We start from the raw sequence: 19,559 nt of genomic DNA, 5'->3' as shown, positions 1-19,559 counted from the left end.
CTTATATGAGCAGGGAGCCTTGATTTGAGGCTCTCTTTTATCATAGCAAAATCAAGAAAGGACAGGTAAAGAATATGAAGAAAACAATGAACACAGTGCAGGCAGGGAGAGAAATGCAGGAGAGATCATTCAAGAGAATGATGGCATACCAGAAAAAAGCAGAGCAGGCAGTCAACAAAAAGAGAATGAACCAGCACATGATCAGAAGGGGGTAATTGCGTATGATGAACAGAAAAGATTTTTTTGAATATGTGAAGGACAATGTGAAGGACTATCTTCCGGAAAAATATGCGGATGCCAATATCCATCTGCAGGAAGTAGTAAAGAAGAACGGGCTGACACTGACGGCGGTGGTCATTCCCGCAAAGGACACCAATATCACACCGAATGTATATCTGGATTCCTTTTACCAGGAATACCGGAACGGGAAAAGCCCGGATGCCTGTGTAGGGGATGTGGCAGACCTTTGGATTGAAAAAATGGATACGGATCTGGACGTTGATGTAAATGGCATGATGGATTACGGGAATGTCAAGGACAAGCTGCAGATCAGGATGTGCGACCCGGAAAAAAACAAAGAATGGCTGGAAGATAAAGCTGTGACCATGCATGGGGATTTCGCAGCTTATTATACAGTCAACCTGTCGGAAAATAAAGACGGCATTGCTTCTGTTTCCGTGACCAAAGCACTTTTAGAGGCGTGGAAGATTGATGTCCAGACACTCCATCAGGATGCGATGGCATCGGATAAAAACCGTGGACCTGCATTATACGCAATAAATGATCTGATGGAATCCTCGATTATGGGAGAAAAACCTCAGAATCTGTTGAACGGAGACAGGAGGGCAGAGGAATTTTTCATGCCTATGTTTTGCCTGACGAATGAAACAAAAATGAATGCGGCATCCCTGATCCTGCATGAGGATATCCGAAAACAGATCGGGGAGTTTATGAAGGGTGATTTTTATATCCTGCCTTCTTCCATCCATGAAACACTTCTTTTGCCGGATAATGGAGATTTCGATGTGAAAGCCCTGAATGCCATGGTAAAAGAAGTCAATGCAACAGAAGTAGCACTGGAAGATATTCTTTCGGATAAAGTGCAGTTTTGTGATGGCAGAACAGCGGTGATGGAAAATGCGGAGAAACGGGAAGCACGTCTGGAAAAAGAAAAAGCGGCTGCGGCAGAAAAGCCGGCAGAGAAAACCGGGATTCATGGGAAGCTGGAAAAGGCGAAGGAAGAGATGAAAGCCGGGGATGTCCTGGTAAAGCCACAGGGTAAAACGAGAGATACGGCTATGGTAATGTAACAATAATAAGCAGAGTTATAAGGGGACTTCCATTGTGGAGGTTCCCTTATATGAAGGAGGATGTATATGTCAGAGTGGTGCTTATATGGTGATGATATAAGAGAAAAGTTTGAAAGACGGTTAGAACCGGATAGCCTTGAAGGCGAGTTGATCAGGTATAAGGAAGTTTTGGGTGAAGAATTTGGACTCAAAGAACTTCTGGCTCTTCAGGATTTAAAGGTAAAAGCATTGATAGCGGAAGCAATCAACAATGTACCGGAATTCTTACTGGATCAGATTGGAAAAGCCAGGAACAGTTATGAGTTCCCTTCGCTTGTAAGGGAATTGGAACGGATTGCAGATGTTATGGAAGAGGTCGTAGAGGGAGAAGGGGAATGAGCAACAAAATGAAAGAGGAAGAAAGAAAAAGGTTATCCGGACATATCCGGAAATGCCTGGAGTCACAAAAAGACCAGGAGTTTATTCTTCAAATCCCCTTAAAGAGAGGAGCATCAGAAAGTGAGAAGAAAATACGGAATTGACCAGGTATCGGTTCGGCTTGTAAAAGAAGCTCCGCTCCTGAGTGAGGAAGAGATCTCTACACCGGAAGATGCGATCCGGGTATTGGGAGATACCTTTAAAGACTATGACCGGGAGGTGGTAGGAGTGGTTCATCTTCGGAGTGACAATGTTCCCATCAACATGACCATCATCAGTATGGGGACACTGAACCAGTCACTGGTGCATCCGAGGGAAGTATTAAAGGCGGCGTTCTTATCGAATGCCGCTACCATTCTTTTGTTCCACAACCATCCAAGCGGCAGCCTGAAACCCTCGAAGGAGGACATTGCACTTACAGGCAGGATGCAGAAGCTTTGTATGCTGGCAGGAATCCCTGTGATTGACCATGTAATTCTTGGAAATGACCAGTCCTATTTTTCTTTCCGGGAAAAACAGATCCTTCCTATGGAGCAGATTCAATACTCTGTGGATTTGAATGATATCAATCTGAAAGTGGCGGAAAAGGAAGCAGAGAATTATGGATATAAGAAACCACATAAAAAATCAATCAAGGAATCCCTGGAGGAAAACCGGAAAAAGATCACATCCGGTCAGAAAACATCCGGTGTGAAGAGAAAAAGGGAAACGACGATAGAATGAGAGGAGGATGAACAGATATGGCAAATAAATTATATGCCATGGAACAGCTGACGGAAGAAGTCGCAAAGGACATCGCAGCAAAGCCGGAAGAGTGGATGCGTTTTCTGGATACCGCATCCCGGTTATATAAATACACCTTTGATGAACAGCTCCTGATCTTTGCTCAGAGACCGGAAGCAACCGCTGTGGCATCCATGGAGGTATGGAATAAGCGGATGTACCGATGGATCAGGAAAGGCTCGAAAGGCATTGCCCTGATTGATTATACATCCAGCCCGAAAAACCGCCTGCGGTATGTGTTTGATATTTCGGATACTTATAAGGTTCGGAATCTGGGGAAAGACCCGGCTTTGTGGGTGCTGCCACAGGATGACCGTTTTTTTGCGGCAGATTATCTGCAGAGAGCGTATGGATTGGACGAAGGAGATGGCGGGCTTGCCGGAACCCTGCATCAGGCAGCACAGGAAAGTGTGCGGGAGTGGCTTCCGGATGCGTTTGATGAACTGAAACAGGATGTGCAGGGGACATTTCTGGAAGAACTGGATGAGCAGAACCAGGAAGTGGAGTTCCGGAACCTTATGACGGACAGTGTATGGTATGTCCTGTTAAAGCGGTGCGGGATGGATACGGAAGAGTATCTGTCTGCGGATAGCCTGCGGCACATCACGGATTTTAATGATCTCCGTGTGCTTGGGCACCTTGGCACAGCGGTTAATGAGATCTGCAGACCGATTCTGATGCAGCTTGGACGGTATGTCCTTATGGATCTGGAAAATGACAGGAAAACGGTTGCAAAAGAATCGGAAGTGGTCTATAATGAATTTAGCACGTTAATTCGTGAAAGTAAAGAAATTACCAGAGAGACAAAGATAGAAGAAAACAAGGAGGAAACAGAGCATGAGAGAGATCACTTACAGCAGGAACGGGGATTATCTGATTCCGGATATCAAACTGGAGGAGACCAGGGGAACCATCGGGAAATACGGGATGATGCGGAAGGAATATCTGAGGAACCACAAGAAAGCCAGATTCAGCATACTGGCACTGCAGAACAGGCTGGACAGACATCTGATGGAAGTGGACAGCGAAGCCAGACAGAAAGTGGAAGACCTGACCATACAGCTTCTGGAGAAAGACCCGGCACCGGAGAAATCAGCCGACAGCATGGCATGGACCCGTCACATGAACCGGATCCGGGCACAGGCAGAGGAGATGGTGGTTCAGGAGATTATATACAATTAAGCCTGTTCCCCACAGAGGAAGAACAGTTTGGAGAGATCAGGAAAGCGGCAGCTGCACTCACACAGCCAGCCGCTTTTTTTGTTTCGGATGAGATCGTGGAGGATGTGCTTCGTACCGGAAGCGGACGGAAGAATACGTTATTCCATATCACTGCAAAGCTTGTGGAGGGAATTGACCATGAGGAACTGAGAAGCTTTCTCATCCAGGAATATGGTACCGGCGGGAAAGGGTTTGAGCTTTTCGGACAGAAATTCAGTGTCTGGTATGACGGGGATGGTATGCGTTTCCGACGTGGAGAATCCGCAAGGCGCAATTATGACCGTATGCTTACCTGGGAAGAGGCGGCAAACCGCATTCAGGATATGTATGATGCGGGGACTTATGTTTCCAACGTGATTATGCAAAATTCCATTAAAGTGGAATGTGATGAGCTTTCCAGCCAGCTGGCACTCCATTTCCGGGATACCGGGGCTATCAGGGGGATATACAGCCATACAGAAACGACTGAGAGGTTCCGTGCAGGTCTGGATGACCGGGAACAGACAAGGGAGTATTACCAGATGCTTGTGGAACTGGAACGAGATATGGAACGTCATCCGGAAAACTATATGAGGTACCAGATCCGGAATAATCCGATATACAAGCAGAGAGTATATGACCTTGGAAGGACGCTCGATTGGAGTCGGCAGGAAGAAACTGTAACACCGCCGGAAATGGCTTTTATTACGCAGGATGAGATTGATTCTGTTTTACGAAGAGGTGGAAATGTAGCTGGCGGAAGGAACCGTATCTATGAATTTTTCATGGAACATCACGATGAAAAAGAAACAGCCGACTTCTTAAAACATGAGTATGGAGACGGAGGATGCACACCCGGTATCCAGGGAAGCGATCTTTCCGATGAGTGGCATGACGCAAAAGGGATCCGTTTGAGCAAAGGACAAATTTCCAACCCAAGCCTGACAACACTGGTCAAGTGGAAACAGGCAGCTTCCAGGACGAGACAGCTGATCCGGATGGATGATTTTTTGTCACCGGAAGAACTGGAAAAGTATGAAGAACGGCAGGAAGCCCAGCGGCTTGCTGATATGGAAGAGGTAAAGCAGTCACTGGGAACAGAGGAAGTTTCGGAAGAGGTTGAGGAAGTTCATGCGGAAGAAAATGTGGAAGATAAGCCGGAAGAAAGCGGGCAGCCATTAAGGGCAGAAGATGTGCAGAACCTGGTCTTAGTAAACCGCCAGTATTCCTCTGTGAGCAGGACGACGGAGTATGACTTTACCTGTGAGATCCGTGGGGAGCAGGATATCCTGCATTATATGGTGGAATACCACGATGACGGGGAAGGGTTTACCATCCATACGGAAAAAGATGATATCTGGGAGCGGATGTCCGAACCGGAACTGGAACGGCTGGAGAGGGTACTGGAACGGGAAGCCCTGTATTTTCAATACCATGAGGATATTGAAAATGCAACGAACCTGGAAGAACTTCAGGAAGTCAGCTACAGTATCATGGAAAATGAATCCATCTATTTCCGGCAAATATCGGATCGTGTCTGGAATGAGTATGGGCAAAGAGAACGGGAATTGTCTGTTGAGATACCGCCTGTCAATTTTCATATCACGGATGACCAGCTGGGCTATGGAACAGCAAAAGAAAAATTCAGAGCCAATGTGATGGCAATCCAGGTTCTGAAAAAATGTGAAAGAGAGAACCGTTATGCATCACCAGAGGAGCAGGAAATTCTGTCAAACTATGTTGGCTGGGGAGGATTGCCGGATGCCTTTGATGAAAGCAAAGCTTCCTGGAGTGAGGAGTATCAGGAACTGAAAGATCTGCTTACCAAAGAGGAGTATGCGGCGGCAAGGGAATCCACGTTGAATGCCCATTATACACAGCCTGTTATCATCGAGAGCATGTATCAGGTGATTCAGAATCTGGGATTTGAAAAGGGAAATATCCTGGAACCATCCATGGGTGTAGGAAACTTTTTTGGAAGGCTCCCGGACAAGTTACAGCAGTCCCGGCTTTATGGAGTGGAACTGGATAGCATCAGCGGCAGGATCGCAAAACTGCTTTATCCGAACGCTGATATCCAGATCAAAGGATTTGAAAAGACCGATTATCCCAATGACTTTTTTGATGTGGCAATCGGAAATGTCCCTTTTGGTTCCTATAAAGTGAATGACCGCCAGTATGACAAGTATAATTTTATGGTCCACGACTATTTCCTTGCAAAGACCATTGACCAGTTACGGCCGGGTGGCGTGGCTGCCCTGATCACAACAAAGGGAACTATGGATAAAGCATCGTCGGAAGTAAGGAAGTATCTTGCAGAGAGGGCAGAACTTCTCGGTGCGGTCCGTCTTCCGAACAATGCTTTTAAGGCGAATGCAGGAACCGAAGTCAGTGCCGACATTCTGTTTTTCCAGAAGAGGGAGAGCATTTCCATGGAAGAGCCGGAATGGGTTGCTCTTGGAGAGGATAATAATGGGATTACCATAAACCAGTTTTTTATTACCCACCCGGAAATGGTACTTGGAACGATGGCAGAGGTATCCGGACCATATGGCATGGAGACTGCCTGCCTTCCGCTGGAAGGGGCAGACCTGGCGGAACAGCTGGAAGATGCTGTTGCAAAAATCCATGGAACGATGGTTCCTGCAGTAACGGCAGAAACAGAACTGGATGAGATCATGGAGAGCATTCCGGCAGATCCGTCTGTCCGGAACTACAGTTTTACCGTGGTGGATGACCAGATCTATTACCGGGTAAATTCCCTGATGAATCCGGTGAAGCTGCCTGCAGCCACGGCGGAACGTGTAAAGGGTATGGTGAAGATCCGTGAGGTGGTCCGGGAGTTGATCGCCCTGCAGATGGAGGAAAATGCAACGGATGAGGCGATACAAGAGCTTCAGGTCAAACTGAATCAGGTCTATGATACCTATACGGAAAAATACGGGGTCATCGGAAGCAATGCAAACAAACGGGCATTCTCCGATGACTCTTCTTATTGTCTGCTCTGTTCGTTGGAGGATCTTAATGAAGATGGTACGTTGAAACGGAAAGCAGATATGTTTACCAAGCGGACGATTAAGAAAGCAGTGGCTGTGACCAGTGTGGAAACTGCGGCAGAAGCCCTGACGATTTCTTTGAACGAGAAAGCAAGGGTTGATCTTCCTTATATGGCAGGGCTGACAGGTAAGACGGAAGAGAAAGTTGCAGAAGAATTGACAGGAGTAATCTTTCGGGATCCGGTCAATGGACAGTGGGAGACTGCGGATGAATATCTATCCGGGAATGTCCGGGAGAAGCTGAAAACGGCAAGAATCTTTGCGGAAAACCATCCGGAATATACCAGCAATGTACACGCCCTAGCACAGGTGCAGCCGGTAGACCTGGATGCATCAGAGATTGAAGTCCGGATCGGTGCCACATGGATTGCCCCGGAAATATACCGGGATTTTATGGAAGAACTATTTGATACCCCGGGTTACCTGGTTGGAAGGGTGATTGATATCCGGTATTCGGAAGCCAGCGGTGCATGGAATATCAGCGGTAAAAATGCGGACAGTGACCGGAATGTGCTGACCACAGCAACGTATGGCACCAGCAGGATCAATGCCTATAAGATTCTGGAAGAAACCCTGAATTTAAAAGATGTCCGGATCTATGACACAAAGCTGGATGCCGAGGGAAATGAAATCCGTGTGTTGAATAAAAAAGAAACCATGCTGGCAACCCAGAAACAGGATGCAATCAAGGAAGCATTTAAGGACTGGATCTTCAGGGATCAGGAACGGAGGGAGAAACTGTGTCGTATATATAATGAACGCTTCAATTCCATCCGTCCCAGGGAATACGATGGCAGCCATCTGACCTTTCCGGGAATGAATCCGGAAATAGAGCTTCGTCCGCACCAGAAAAATGCCGTTGCCCATCAGCTTTATGGGGATAATGTCCTGCTTGCCCATGTAGTGGGAAGTGGAAAGACCTATGAGATGGTAGCTGCAGCTATGGAGAGCAAACGACTTGGTATTGCCCAGAAAAGCCTTTTTGTAGTTCCCAACCACCTGACGGAGCAGTGGGGCGCAGAGTTTCTACAGCTTTATCCGGGAGCCAATATCCTTGTGGCAACGAAAAAAGATTTTGAACCGGCAAACCGTAAAAAGTTCTGTGCCAGAATCGCAATGGGCAGCTATGATGCAGTGATCATCGGGCATTCCCAGTTTGAGAGGATCCCCTTATCGGAAGAACGCCAGAAAAAGATCATCGAAGAGCAGATCGAAGAACTGGAAGCCGGAATTCAGCAGGCAAAGCTGGAAAATGATGGCAGCCGTTTTACGGTAAAACAGTTGGAAAAGACCAAAAAGAGTCTCCGGAGGCGTCTGGAAAAGCTGGAGAACAAAGAGAAAAAGGATGATGTGGTAACGTTTGAGGAACTTGGGGTAGACCGTCTGTATGTGGATGAAGCTCATTATTACAAAAATGCATTCCTTTACACAAAAATGAGGAATGTGGCAGGCATTGCCCAGAATGAAGCACAGAAATCGGCAGATATGTTTAGCAAATGCCAGTATCTGGATGAGATCACCGGCGGGAAAGGCATTACATTCGCAACGGGTACACCGGTCAGCAACAGCATGACGGAACTTTATACCATGCAGCGTTACCTGCAGTATGGCAAACTGAACCGGATGGGGCTGGGACATTTTGATTCCTGGGCATCCACCTTTGGTGAGGTTGTGACCAGTATCGAACTGGCTCCGGAGGGTACCGGATACCGGGCAAAATCCAGATTTGCCAGGTTTTACAATATCCCGGAACTTATGAGTATGTTTAAGGAGATTGCCGATATTAAGACGGCAGACCAGCTGGAACTTCCGGTGCCGGAAGCGGAATATGAAACGGTGGTTTTAAAACCATCCGAGCACCAGAAAGAGATCGTGGAAAGCCTTGGAGAACGTGCAGAAGTAATCCGGGACGGTGGTGTGGATTCCTCTGTTGACAATATGCTGAAAGTGACCAATGATGGAAGGAAGCTGGCACTGGATCAGCGTCTTGTGAATCCATTGCTTCCGGATGATGGGGACAGTAAAATCTGTGCCTGTGTGGAGAAGAGCTTTGCTATCTGGAAAGAGACGGCATCAAAACGGTCTGCCCAGCTCATTTTTTGCGACCTCAGCACACCGAAAGGGGATGGAACATTCAATGTTTATGATGACCTGAAAAAGAAACTTATGGCAAAAGGAGTGCCGGAAGCAGAGATCGCATTTATTCATGATGCCAATACGGAAGTGAAGAAAACGGATCTGTTCAGTAAAGTAAAATCCGGACAGGTTCGTTTTTTACTGGGTTCTACCGCTAAAATGGGTGCCGGTACCAACGTGCAGGACCGTCTGATTGCCCTGCATCATCTGGATGTAGGCTGGAAGCCTTCTGACCTGGAACAAAGGGAAGGGCGTATCATCCGTCAGGGTAATATGAATAAGAGAGTGCATATCTATCGGTATGTGACGGAAGCAACTTTCGACAGTTACATGTGGCAGCTGATCGAAAGCAAGCAAAAGTTTATTTCTCAGATCATGACCAGTAAATCTCCGGTGCGAAGCTGTGAGGATGTGGACGATACGGCGTTGTCCTATGCGGAAGTAAAAGCCCTGGCAACGGGGAATCCGGAGATCAAGGAAAAAATGGCACTGGATGTGGAAGTATCAAAGCTGAAACTGCTGAAAGCGAATTTTGTGAGCAACCATTACCGGCTGGAAGATGATATTGCAAAGAATTTTCCGCAGCAGATAGCAGTACTTAATAAGAGTATCGAAGGATATAAAGCGGATCTGGCAAAGTATCAGGCAAATAGGATCACGGATCCGGAGAAATTTGTGATGGAAGTCGGTGGCACTGTCTTTTATGAGAAAAAGGAAGCGGGAGCAGCCCTTCTTGCTGTCTGCCAGTCCATGAAACAGGCGGATGCCATGATTAATGTCGGACAGTATCAGGGATTTTCCATCCGCTTAAAGTTTGATTCATGGAACAAGGAATTTATCCTTTCCCTGAAAAATGAAAATGTATATCGTGTCTGCCTTGGTTCCGATGAAAATGGTAATATCATCAGGATCAATAACGCATTGGAAGCAATCCCGCAAAAGCTGGCGGAAGCAGAGCGTAAGCTTGAGACAGTGCAGGGACAACTGAAAAATGCGATGGAAGAGGTGAAAAAAACGTTCCCGAAAGAGGAAGAACTGAACCAGAAACTGGAACGTCTGTCGGAACTGAATGCCTTGTTGAATATGGATGAAAAGGAAACTGTGATGGAAGTGGAAGGAGAGCAGGACGAGGAGAAAGAGGAACACCAGTCTCTTCATGACAGAATTACTGCCATCAAGCAGAACCGTCAGAGACAGGAGGGAAAAGAGCCTGCAATGAGAACTACGGAAACGTGTATCGGGTGATCTTTTGATATACAAGACAGGTTATAAGGTGTAAAATGGGAGCACAGGGGTTGTGTCCCTGTTTTTGCATATAACCATAAAAGACGGAGGTTGATAAAAAATGGAACAGGTAGAAAAATTTTTAAAAGAAGCTGATGTATATTATCTTGCTACCATGGAAGGTGACCAGCCACGTGTCAGACCTTTTGGTACTGCCCATATTTTCGAGGGAAAACTGTATATCCAGACAGGGAAAGTAAAAGGAGTATATAAGCAGCTCAAGGAAAATCCAAAAGCAGAGATCTGTGCCTGCATCAAAGATCAGTGGCTGCGTGTTTCTGGCGAATTAATTGAAGATGACAGAAGGGAAGCATGCCAGTCCATGCTGGATGATTACCCATCTCTTCAATCCATGTATTCTGCGGATGATGGCAATACAGCAGTATTCTATTTTCAGAATGCAACAGCAGTATTCAGCAGCTTCCAGGCAGAGCCGGAAGTAATTAAGTTTTAGCACTAATAGAAAAAAGGGAGATGGTACCGTTGTCCCGAAAGAACCATAAAATGATTGATGGCAAACTTCTTCAGACGGATAAGAAATATTCTCATCTGAAACTGAAACAAAAGGAAAAAATAGCTGAATGGATGTATCTGGAGACAAAGGCATATTATGAGAAAACCTATACATTTCCCGGGGATAAGCAAATCGGGGATGTTATCTCAAAAGTATATGATCGGATCACCGACGCAGACATATGGATTCCTTATGGCGAAGTTGTGAAACATTATAAGAAAAAGAGGGCTGATATTAACAAACGTGTGAGACGTTCCACTAACCAGCATGAAGAGCAGAAAACGGAAACGGTCTGCTTTATGAATCTATGTATGTTGCAGGATGGAAAAGGGAATGTACTTGCATTAGATAAAGTAAATGACAGTTATACCGGAACAACGTTTCCGGGTGGACATGTGGAAAAAGGAGAGATTTTTACAGATGCTGTCATCCGTGAAGTTTACGAAGAGACGGGACTTACGATTGAAAATCCTCTGTTCTGTGGCGTATATCATTGGAATAAATCGGGTACGCATCATGTGATTTTCCTGTATAAAGCAGATCAATATTCAGGAATATTACATAGCTCTGACGAAGGAAAAGTTTACTGGATTCCGGTGAATGAATTTAAGGAAAAAGAACTTGCGACTGGTATGGAATATGTTTTGCAGATGATGGAATCTACACAGATGAATGAGTGCTATATGCATCTGGAAGATGGAAAATATGTAGGTACTTTATATTAAGTTATGGCATTTGCCGGCAGTGAAATAGCTGCCGGTTTTTTTATGTCTCTTTTGAAAAAATATTATCATATGCCACCCTGTTGTCGCTGCAATATGATATGATGAGTATATGTCTATGAAAGCGAGGAGACTGGACATGAAGAAAGTATTTGCTCCAAATGGGAATTACATTATAGTACCAGATGACAGAGTAATGACATTCGGGCTTACTAAAATGCAGAATGAATCGGTAGGAAAAGTATTGCCAATTAAAGAATGTGAGTTATATGTAACAGACGTACCAGAAGATTTGATTGCAATTTCAGCTTCTGCAGTGATTATCAATGCTGAAAAACTTTCAAAATCAAATGTTGATATGATGTTTGATTATTATACAGAAATCGGAAAAAGTGCGGATGAAACGGTATATTGGATTGGAGTGCCTGAACCTCCTAAACAATTACAGAAAGTAATCAGAACATATAGCTGTTTTGATGAGTTATCTGTTGAATTGAAGTATCAGTTATTGACAGCATATCGTAAATCCAGGAAAGCGAAAGATTTCAGCAGAAAAATGGCAGACTGCATTAAGATTATTTCTCTTGTTAAGGCAAGACCAGGAATAAAAACACAGGAAATTGCTGAAAGATTGGAGGTATCTACAAGAACAGTACAAAGATATATTTCAACACTCCAGGTTGCAGGAGAAGGCATTGAATATGATAATACAAAAAAGGGATGGTTTTTACCAGGAAATTATTCTATTTTGTTTGAAGGGTAGGAGATAAAGAATGGCTACAAAGAAAAATATAAGCTTATTTAAGGATCGGATAACTAAATCAAGTCGTAAGGAAATGGCAAGGGAACTAATTACTGCAATTGATACCGGAAGTAATGCAGTTCATAAGCTTTTGTTTGGTTCAACTGATATTGATGAATATTCTAATCATGGTAATTACAAAAAGGGAATGCATGATTATTGTTCAAAACTGAGTGGAGATAGTTTTACTGAAAAACGATTGTGCAGATGTATGTATTACAAAAACAGTAATCATGGGACTGAATGTGAAGCATGTGGATATCGGGATCGATTTAAGGTAATAGGTGATTATCAAATTATTGATTACGAAGTTCCGGCATTTTATTATGGCGATGGAATAGGGGAAATTGATTTGGTCATCAGTGATGGTGCAGATTACTATGCAACGGAGGTAAAACCATATAAGAATAATAAGGAAACCTTGCTTCGTATGATTGCAGAGATTATGACTTATACTGATGGTTACAAGGAAGGGGTTTACAAAAAAGCCATTGCATTTTTTGAAAAGAATTGTGACGATGGGAGCGTTACCTCACAACAGAGAGAATATGATGAAAAAGAACTTGAAACCAGTGAACTGATTAAAAAAGCTGATATTACAGTTTTTCGTTTTGAAATAACAGGAGAAAATGAATTTAGAATATGCAGATTATAATTTATCGGGGAACCCATCAGATTGGTGGGGTGGCAACAGAGATAAAAACAGAATCTTCCAGGATTTTGATTGACATAGGGGATGAATTGAGCCAGGAAGACAATTATGTACCTCAGCAGTTATCTATTCCAGGAATCACAGACTCGGAAGGTATGTGTGATGCTGTTTTTATTACGCATTATCATGGTGATCATATAGGGCAGCTTGTGAATGTCCGAGAAGATATTCCGATTTATATGGGATGTCTTGCTAAGGATATTATGCTTGCAACGGCAGGAAATAACGATGGATTGATAAAACGGATTGAGAAAGCCCATACATTTCTCCCGGGTGTTAAGATTCAGATCAGAGATATAGCAGTTACACCTTATTCAATCGATCATTCTGCCTGTGATAGCTATATGTTTCTGATAGAAGCGGAGCATAAGCGTATTCTTCATACAGGAGATTTCCGGTTCCATGGATTCAGGGGGAAAGGTGTTCTGAAATTATTAGATATCAGAATTGGGAAAATTGACATGCTAATCACAGAAGGAACTACCTTATCAAGAACAGAGCAGGAAATGATGACTGAGCAGGAACTGCAGCACAAGGTGAGGGAATACATGGAACAATACAAGTATGTTTTTGTACTTTGTTCCTCGACAAATCTGGAAAGAATATGTGCATTGTCAAAGACGGTTCCATATGGAAAATATTTTGTCTGTGATGAATATCAGAAAAAAATGCTTGATCTTGTAGAAAAACATTGGGGAAAATATTCAGAATTGTTCAGAAATATAAAGATTACAACATATGGGGAAAATCTTCTGGCAGGTTTGAAGGAAAGAGGCTTTTTAATGGTTGTTCGTGATAACCGATATTTTCGGGAAATCATGCAGCATTTTGATGGCAAACAGAGCATCATTCTATATTCTATGTGGGATGGCTATCGCACAAAACCCGGAAGTAGTATTCCAGAGTTGTTGGAAACATTTCATAACTGGCAGCCATTACACACAAGCGGTCATGCTTCCTGTAAAGATATTCTGACTGTGATTGAGAAAACAAAGCCAGAAACTATTGTTCCCATCCATACGGAAAAACCCGAGCTTTTGCGGGAACTCTGTTCTTGTCAAAATGTTATGATCGTAAAGGATGGAGAAAGAATTTTTCTTTAGTCATAATCAGGAAAACTTTGTTTGAAACAGATTTTTATGAATCAGAGGGAAAAAATGAGTGATAAAGAAAGATATAAATTGGATATGGAACAGCTGTATTCACATTGGAAACTCAAGGAACCTGCAATACGGTTTGTTCCTACTAAGAGTGGAGAAGGTGAGAAAATAATTATCAACCATAGGAATAATATATTTATTTCAGATGGTGTTGTATTTCCAGAATTATGGTATTCACAAAATGTAAGAATCTTGTTCTTGTTAAAGGAAGCATATACAAAAAATGGTGATAGTGATTGGGATTTAGTAAAAGATCATTTATTGCTTAAGGAAAAGAAAATGAGCCATTTGTTTAAAAGAATATGTCAGTGGACACAAGGGCTTTTGAATACAAGTCAAGATGATATTCCGGCATTTTTTTCAGGAATGTCTGATATTCACTACGGAAATGATATCTTGAAGCACATTGCTGTTGTGAATGTGAAAAAAAGTGGTGGAAAAGCGAATTCTTCCATGGAAGAAATTAATCAGTATGCAGAATACGACTCTGAGGAATTAAAGAAGGAGTTGGAAATTATTGATCCAACGGTTATAGTATGTGGATATACAATTAGTTCACTCAATATAATTATGGGTACAGAAATTAAAGATTATGATAGTCCAAATGAGAATTGGTTTTATAGTACACAGTTAAATGATCACGATGTAATTGTATTGGATTATTATCATCCGGCAAATCAGTATCCTGATTTATTGAATTATTATGGCTTGTTGGGAATTTATCAGCAAGCATTAAAAAACATCGGTAAAGATAAATAAATAGAAAACATGAATAGGCAAAAGCCGGCAGTGAAATACCTGCCGGTTTTTTCATGCCCGGAAGGAGGAACTGTGTGAAGAAAACAGAAAAAGTATTATTGATGGTGTTTCTGGTTGTTTCGGTGATATGTGGAAAATGTCTCTTGGATTACTGGCAGGATTCTTATGATAACAGACAGAACTACCGGCAGGTGGAAGAGATAGCGTTTCCGGAAAAGGATACAGAGGATGATGATACAGAATCCAATGTGGATAACCCAATGACAGCAATAGATGATTTTGATTATCAGGCATTGCTGGATGAAAATGCAGACTGTATCGGGTGGTTGAAGATTGCTGGTACCGATATCAGTTACCCGGTTGTGCAGGGAAAAGATAATGAATTTTATCTCTACCATGATTTTCAAAAGAACTATGCCATCTGTGGAACTCTGATGTTGGACAACCGGAATGATATAGATGCCAGGCAGGAGCATCTGATTATTTATGGTCACCAAATGAAAGATGGCAGCATGTTCAAGCAATTAAATGGGTATAAAGAAGAAGCGTTTTATCATGAGCATAAAGAGATCACGCTATATCTGGAAAACCAGAAATACCAGTATGAAGTGGCTGCTGTGTATGTGACGAATGTGGAACAAAGCGGCGGTTATTATGATTATTTACACAAAGAAACACGAAAACAGCAGATGGATTATTTACAGCAGATGGCAGCTTATCAGCTTTATCCGACGGGTGTTACCGTCAGGGAGGAGGATGAGCTGCTTTCTTTATCTACCTGTGAATATTCCAGCACAAACGGCAGGCTGATTGTACTTGCCAGAAGAATTGGACGATAGGGAGGAAAATGAATATGGCAATGAACAGGAATATGACAATGGCAGAAAAAGAAGTCCGGGATTATGCCAAGAGACAGATGGAACGTGCAGAACAGCGGATAAACATTTTATTTTCAGAGGAACAGAAAGAGCTGGTTCTGGAATATGCGGCTATGACGGGGGATGATTATGATATCAGGAAAATGGTCAGAGACCTTGCAGACGCTGTCCGTTCCTCGGATGAAGAGAAGGTGAATGAAATCTTGTGGGATGCCAGAGAAGAAATTGACGGATTCCCGGATCGTTCCGTTGGTATGGCAGAACTAAAGAGATATGGCTATACCGCAGATGATATGTTTCCTCTTCGTCAGGAGATGGCACTGGAGCTTCATCGTGTCGGGGAAAAGGTGTACTGCTTGCAGTCAGATGGCTCCCATGGGGACTATGCCAGCAGAGAGATGATACTGGAACATGAAGGTCTCTATGGAATTGAAAAAGAGGCATGGCAGCGTATGCAGGAGCAGGAGGATGAAATAGATTTTGAGGAAGCTGGATTGTATCAGCCTCTAATGATAGATCTTGATAGAGACGAAGCATTAAGAATGTTCAATGCGGGGGAGACAGTATTTCTGATTACCACCTATCCAAGACCGATTGCGGTGCGGGAACGGATGGAGATTGAAAGAGGACCGGAGCATTATCAGATGGAGAGAGAGGATGTGGAACGGATCAGGACGTTGGAAAAATGGATGCAGGAGTATCCACAGATAAAGTCGCTGAAAGAGGCAAAACTTCTTCTGGGGACAGAAAACAGGTATGGAATATACCAGATCGTTGAGGGCAGCCCCGGCAGAGAATATGAATTTATGGATCTGAATTTCATTGAAAGGCATGGGTATCAGGTGAAAAAAGAGGACTATGAGCTAATCTATTCCGATAAAATGCTTTATGGCGATACGTTGGATTCTCTGTATGAGAAATTCAATATTGCCCATCCGGCGGATTATACCGGGCATTCCTTATCGGTAAGTGATATTGTAGTCCTCAATGAAAATGGAAATGTAAAAGCATATTTTGTAGACAGTATCAGCTTCCGTGAATTGCCGGATTTCCTGCAATTGGAGCCGGAACTGAACCAGGAGGAAGTGGCTTACCGAATCGGGGATCAATACTTTTCGATTCAGGTGGCAACGGAAGGATATGATTATTCCTTTTATGATAAGGAGTATAAACTCATGGACGGAGGCATTTTGGATGATCCGGATATTTCTATGAGACAGGCTATTCAGAATATTTTAGAAGATGAAGGGCTGGAGCAGTTAGAACGGATACCGGTAGATTATGATGAACTTCAGGAAAAAGCGGAAGAAGTAGAGAAAGAGATTCTTCAGGAAGCAAGAAGCCAGAGAAATCGTGTGCCGGTCATTTCTGATCATACGGAAGCGGAAGCCGGATTAAATGGAATGAGCCGGTCAGAAATCGAAGAGAACGTATGGGCGATTGCACAGGCAGAGATTATTGAAAATGACCTGGATGCCAAGATACAGGCTGTGCGTGTGTATGGAAGCCGAACAAGGGATGGGTTATATCATGAGGATTCTGATGTGGATGTGGTAATTGCTTATGAGGGAACTGTCCGTGAGGATGAGTTGTTTTCCGTATTGAATGAAGCTGGGTATAAGACTGGTAATATGAAAGTGGATATGAAACCGATCAGACCGGATAAGACTGGTACGTTAGAAGATTTTCTTGAAAAATCTGAACGGTATCTGGATGAAAAAACGGAGCAGATGAAAGCCAGAGGGGAGTACAAGCCATTGGCGAAAGTAGAAGAGCTGGAGGAGGCAAATTACAATATGATCGATAATGTCCTGAACAATATGCCTCCGAAGAAAGAGCCTTATCTGGAATACTATGCTGCAGAATGTGATGAATACCATAGCCTTGGGAAAATATATAAGAGTACTAATTTGGATGAAATAGTTGCAAAATACCGGGAAATCATTGATGACCCAACATTAAGTTATTATGGAAACGGCATGGGAATTATCTACCGTGACCCGAATGATACTTTTTATGATGAGGCGGAGGTATCTCTGGTCAGCAGGAAATCTATCCGGGGAGACAACCTGGATGATGTGGCATTTCTGGCAGCACTTCCAATGGTACATGAAGCACTGGAAAAGATTGTAGAGGCGTTTCCGAATTTTCGATATTATCCCCCGAAAGAATTGAATGTCCATTATTATCCGGAGAAAATGACTGCGGATGAACTGGCGGCGGCACTGGATCAATTAGCGGAAGACTTTGACCATTATGATTATCATGATAACTTTAGCCCGAAGGAAGATATGGTGGAAACTGTCGCATTGGAATTAAGATGTGGTTATGCCCATAAGTACATTCCGTTCTTGAAAGATATTATAGATGAGGAATGCGAAGAATCTCCACGGGCAGAAGAACTTCTGGAGAAATTGAAAGCCTATCAGCCTGAGATACCGGAGACAGCAGTACCGGTTGTCCGCATCAATTTCTGTGAGGATAAGGAAATGGACATTTCCGGTTATCAGAAACTGGGAAGACTGGATGAAATAACAACCAAAATGGATACAGAACTGGCTTCACAAGCAGATCCAAAAACTGGAATGCCGGAGAAAACTGTACAGATGTACTTTACAATTTACTATCCGGATCGTGACCAGATGCAGGAATTAAAAGGAAAAATTAATATCGGAGATGGAAACGGCGGTATTGTGAGCCAGTTGAAGAACCAGAATGAAATGAAGCTACATGATGAAAGCTGGCTGAATTACCAGAAAGCAAAGGGTGAAGAATCCTTTCAGGCATATATGGCGGATCTTACAGATATGCAGGAGCATGTGCTGCCGTATTTGCAGAGTTTTTGCAGTCTGGAAGAGAAGACATTAGAAAAAGTAGAAGGAGCAGTTAAAGCATCTGTAACTGGAGAAAAGAAGTCACCTGAAAGAGCAATGTCCGATAAGGGAGCCCTAAAACAGGGCTCCCTTTTAGAAAACAAAAAAACAATGAAGAAAAAGAAATCCATTCATGAGCGATTGAAAATCAATAAGGAGATTATTGCAAAACAGCAGGGAAAAGATAGCAAAGCGAAAGGGGTTGAGCTTGCATGAGCATGTAGAATATAAAGAAACCTTGTCACATAAATATGAGAGAGATTACCATTGGTTGGGTAGTCTCTTTTTTTATTGAAATATAATCTCTTTATTTATGGTTAATTAGTTATTGAAAGTAATTTAACGTAACTGCTTGATAAAAAATAATTGACTTGTCTCATTTATTGGGTTAGAATTAAACAAACCTATAGAGAGTGCGTGAGAGACAAGCTCGTTGACCGCACAGCAACCTGCTTTGAAAGGTAAGGTGCTAATGCTTGACCGATGGGGATTATATTCGATTTTTTGTATCACCCTCGGTATCGATGGGTGTTATTTTTTGCCTCTTTTTAGGTTAAATCTATATTTTGGAGGCAAAGAATGAATACGATTACAGAATTAAGTAAAATGGATGGACGAGTGTATGTGTATTTAAGAAATGAAACTGTTGCCAAGAAGTTTCTTTTAGATGCTGAGGCAGAGGGTTTTTCTTTTGGTGATGGTGAAAAACCAACAAGTAAGACGATTAGTGATTTATATGTAGTAAATCGGGATTGGTCGTTGAATTATGTTGGATTTATTGGTCATATAGCATACAAGTCAGCGAAAACAGTTGGAAAGTCGGAGCTGATTAGGGTGGATTATGAGAAGTATGTTTTGGGATTTAGTGATTTTATTATTCAGTAACACAAGATGATTCTGTAAAATAGGGTACGTGTTATTAAGCGTTAAACGTGAATTAGAAAGTGTCCTCG

At 43.0% G+C, this 19,559-nt stretch carries 14 protein-coding genes and 1 riboswitch; all 14 genes read left to right on the top strand.

The window, feature by feature from the left end:
- Window positions 1-74 precede the first annotated feature (74 nt).
- The 14 genes from WMO65_RS11460 to WMO65_RS11395 all read left to right on the top strand — a co-directional run bounded on the left by WMO65_RS11460 (window position 75) and on the right by WMO65_RS11395 (window position 19,491).
- Window positions 75-215, top strand: coding sequence for a hypothetical protein (locus WMO65_RS11460; protein ID WP_002585002.1), 141 nt, complete (start codon window positions 75-77; stop codon window positions 213-215).
- Between the two features lie 6 nt (window positions 216-221).
- Window positions 222-1,310, top strand: a complete 1,089-nt coding sequence (locus WMO65_RS11455; RefSeq protein WP_118743348.1) for a DUF5688 family protein — start codon at window positions 222-224, stop codon at window positions 1,308-1,310.
- Between the two features lie 66 nt (window positions 1,311-1,376).
- Window positions 1,377-1,688 (top strand): HrcA family transcriptional regulator, encoded by a 312-nt coding sequence (locus WMO65_RS11450; protein WP_243107801.1) that lies wholly within the window; start codon window positions 1,377-1,379, stop codon window positions 1,686-1,688.
- Window positions 1,689-1,808: 120 nt separating this feature from the next.
- Complete coding sequence (locus WMO65_RS11445) at window positions 1,809-2,450, top strand: JAB domain-containing protein (protein ID WP_118743350.1); 642 nt, start codon at window positions 1,809-1,811, stop codon at window positions 2,448-2,450.
- A gap of 17 nt (window positions 2,451-2,467) precedes the next feature.
- The gene (locus tag WMO65_RS11440; protein ID WP_118743351.1) at window positions 2,468-10,147 is read left to right on the top strand and encodes a helicase-like domain-containing protein; all 7,680 of its coding nucleotides are present in this window, start codon (window positions 2,468-2,470) and stop codon (window positions 10,145-10,147) included.
- A gap of 100 nt (window positions 10,148-10,247) precedes the next feature.
- The gene (locus tag WMO65_RS11435; RefSeq protein WP_118743352.1) at window positions 10,248-10,640 is read left to right on the top strand and encodes a pyridoxamine 5'-phosphate oxidase family protein; all 393 of its coding nucleotides are present in this window, start codon (window positions 10,248-10,250) and stop codon (window positions 10,638-10,640) included.
- Window positions 10,641-10,669: 29 nt separating this feature from the next.
- Entirely contained in the window at window positions 10,670-11,425 is a 756-nt protein-coding gene (locus WMO65_RS11430; RefSeq protein ID WP_118743353.1) for an 8-oxo-dGTP diphosphatase, read from the top strand.
- Window positions 11,426-11,561: 136 nt separating this feature from the next.
- Window positions 11,562-12,185 (top strand): HTH domain-containing protein, encoded by a 624-nt coding sequence (locus WMO65_RS11425; RefSeq protein WP_158588540.1) that lies wholly within the window; start codon window positions 11,562-11,564, stop codon window positions 12,183-12,185.
- Window positions 12,186-12,195: 10 nt separating this feature from the next.
- The gene (locus WMO65_RS11420; RefSeq protein ID WP_118743355.1) at window positions 12,196-12,879 is read left to right on the top strand and encodes a hypothetical protein; all 684 of its coding nucleotides are present in this window, start codon (window positions 12,196-12,198) and stop codon (window positions 12,877-12,879) included.
- Window positions 12,867-14,039, top strand: coding sequence for an MBL fold metallo-hydrolase (locus tag WMO65_RS11415; protein ID WP_118743356.1), 1,173 nt, complete (start codon window positions 12,867-12,869; stop codon window positions 14,037-14,039). Before WMO65_RS11420 ends, WMO65_RS11415 begins: the two co-directional genes overlap by 13 nt.
- Window positions 14,040-14,093: 54 nt before the next feature.
- The gene (locus tag WMO65_RS11410; protein WP_147396155.1) at window positions 14,094-14,855 is read left to right on the top strand and encodes a hypothetical protein; all 762 of its coding nucleotides are present in this window, start codon (window positions 14,094-14,096) and stop codon (window positions 14,853-14,855) included.
- Window positions 14,856-14,929: 74 nt separating this feature from the next.
- Window positions 14,930-15,694: a class B sortase gene (gene srtB / locus WMO65_RS11405; RefSeq protein WP_118743358.1), complete on the top strand. Its 765-nt coding sequence runs from the start codon at window positions 14,930-14,932 to the stop codon at window positions 15,692-15,694.
- Between the two features lie 14 nt (window positions 15,695-15,708).
- On the top strand, window positions 15,709-18,822 hold the full coding sequence (locus WMO65_RS11400) for an LPD16 domain-containing protein (RefSeq protein WP_118743359.1): 3,114 nt from the start codon (window positions 15,709-15,711) through the stop codon (window positions 18,820-18,822).
- A gap of 185 nt (window positions 18,823-19,007) precedes the next feature.
- Window positions 19,008-19,096, top strand: a riboswitch (SAM riboswitch).
- Between the two features lie 89 nt (window positions 19,097-19,185).
- Window positions 19,186-19,491, top strand: coding sequence for a hypothetical protein (locus WMO65_RS11395; RefSeq protein WP_115623655.1), 306 nt, complete (start codon window positions 19,186-19,188; stop codon window positions 19,489-19,491).
- Window positions 19,492-19,559 lie beyond the last annotated feature (68 nt).

The sequence above is a fragment of the Blautia caccae genome (assembly GCF_040095955.1).
In the GTDB taxonomy this organism is placed as follows: domain Bacteria; phylum Bacillota; class Clostridia; order Lachnospirales; family Lachnospiraceae; genus Blautia; species Blautia celeris.
Note: the sequence above shows the minus strand (reverse complement) of the source record. Positions and strands in the feature narration are given on the sequence as shown.

Excerpts from the sequence above, each read along its gene's own strand:
- WMO65_RS11460 (WP_002585002.1), top strand. The coding sequence starts at position 75 with ATGAAGAAAACAATGAACACAGTGCAGGCAGGGAGAGAAATGCAGGAG.
- WMO65_RS11455 (WP_118743348.1), top strand. The coding sequence starts at position 222 with ATGATGAACAGAAAAGATTTTTTTGAATATGTGAAGGACAATGTGAAG.
- WMO65_RS11450 (WP_243107801.1), top strand. The coding sequence starts at position 1,377 with ATGTCAGAGTGGTGCTTATATGGTGATGATATAAGAGAAAAGTTTGAA.
- WMO65_RS11440 (WP_118743351.1), top strand. The coding sequence starts at position 2,468 with ATGGCAAATAAATTATATGCCATGGAACAGCTGACGGAAGAAGTCGCA.
- WMO65_RS11435 (WP_118743352.1), top strand. The coding sequence starts at position 10,248 with ATGGAACAGGTAGAAAAATTTTTAAAAGAAGCTGATGTATATTATCTT.
- WMO65_RS11425 (WP_158588540.1), top strand. The coding sequence starts at position 11,562 with ATGAAGAAAGTATTTGCTCCAAATGGGAATTACATTATAGTACCAGAT.
- WMO65_RS11420 (WP_118743355.1), top strand. The coding sequence starts at position 12,196 with ATGGCTACAAAGAAAAATATAAGCTTATTTAAGGATCGGATAACTAAA.
- WMO65_RS11415 (WP_118743356.1), top strand. The coding sequence starts at position 12,867 with ATGCAGATTATAATTTATCGGGGAACCCATCAGATTGGTGGGGTGGCA.
- WMO65_RS11410 (WP_147396155.1), top strand. The coding sequence starts at position 14,094 with ATGAGTGATAAAGAAAGATATAAATTGGATATGGAACAGCTGTATTCA.
- WMO65_RS11400 (WP_118743359.1), top strand. The coding sequence starts at position 15,709 with ATGGCAATGAACAGGAATATGACAATGGCAGAAAAAGAAGTCCGGGAT.
- WMO65_RS11395 (WP_115623655.1), top strand. The coding sequence starts at position 19,186 with ATGAATACGATTACAGAATTAAGTAAAATGGATGGACGAGTGTATGTG.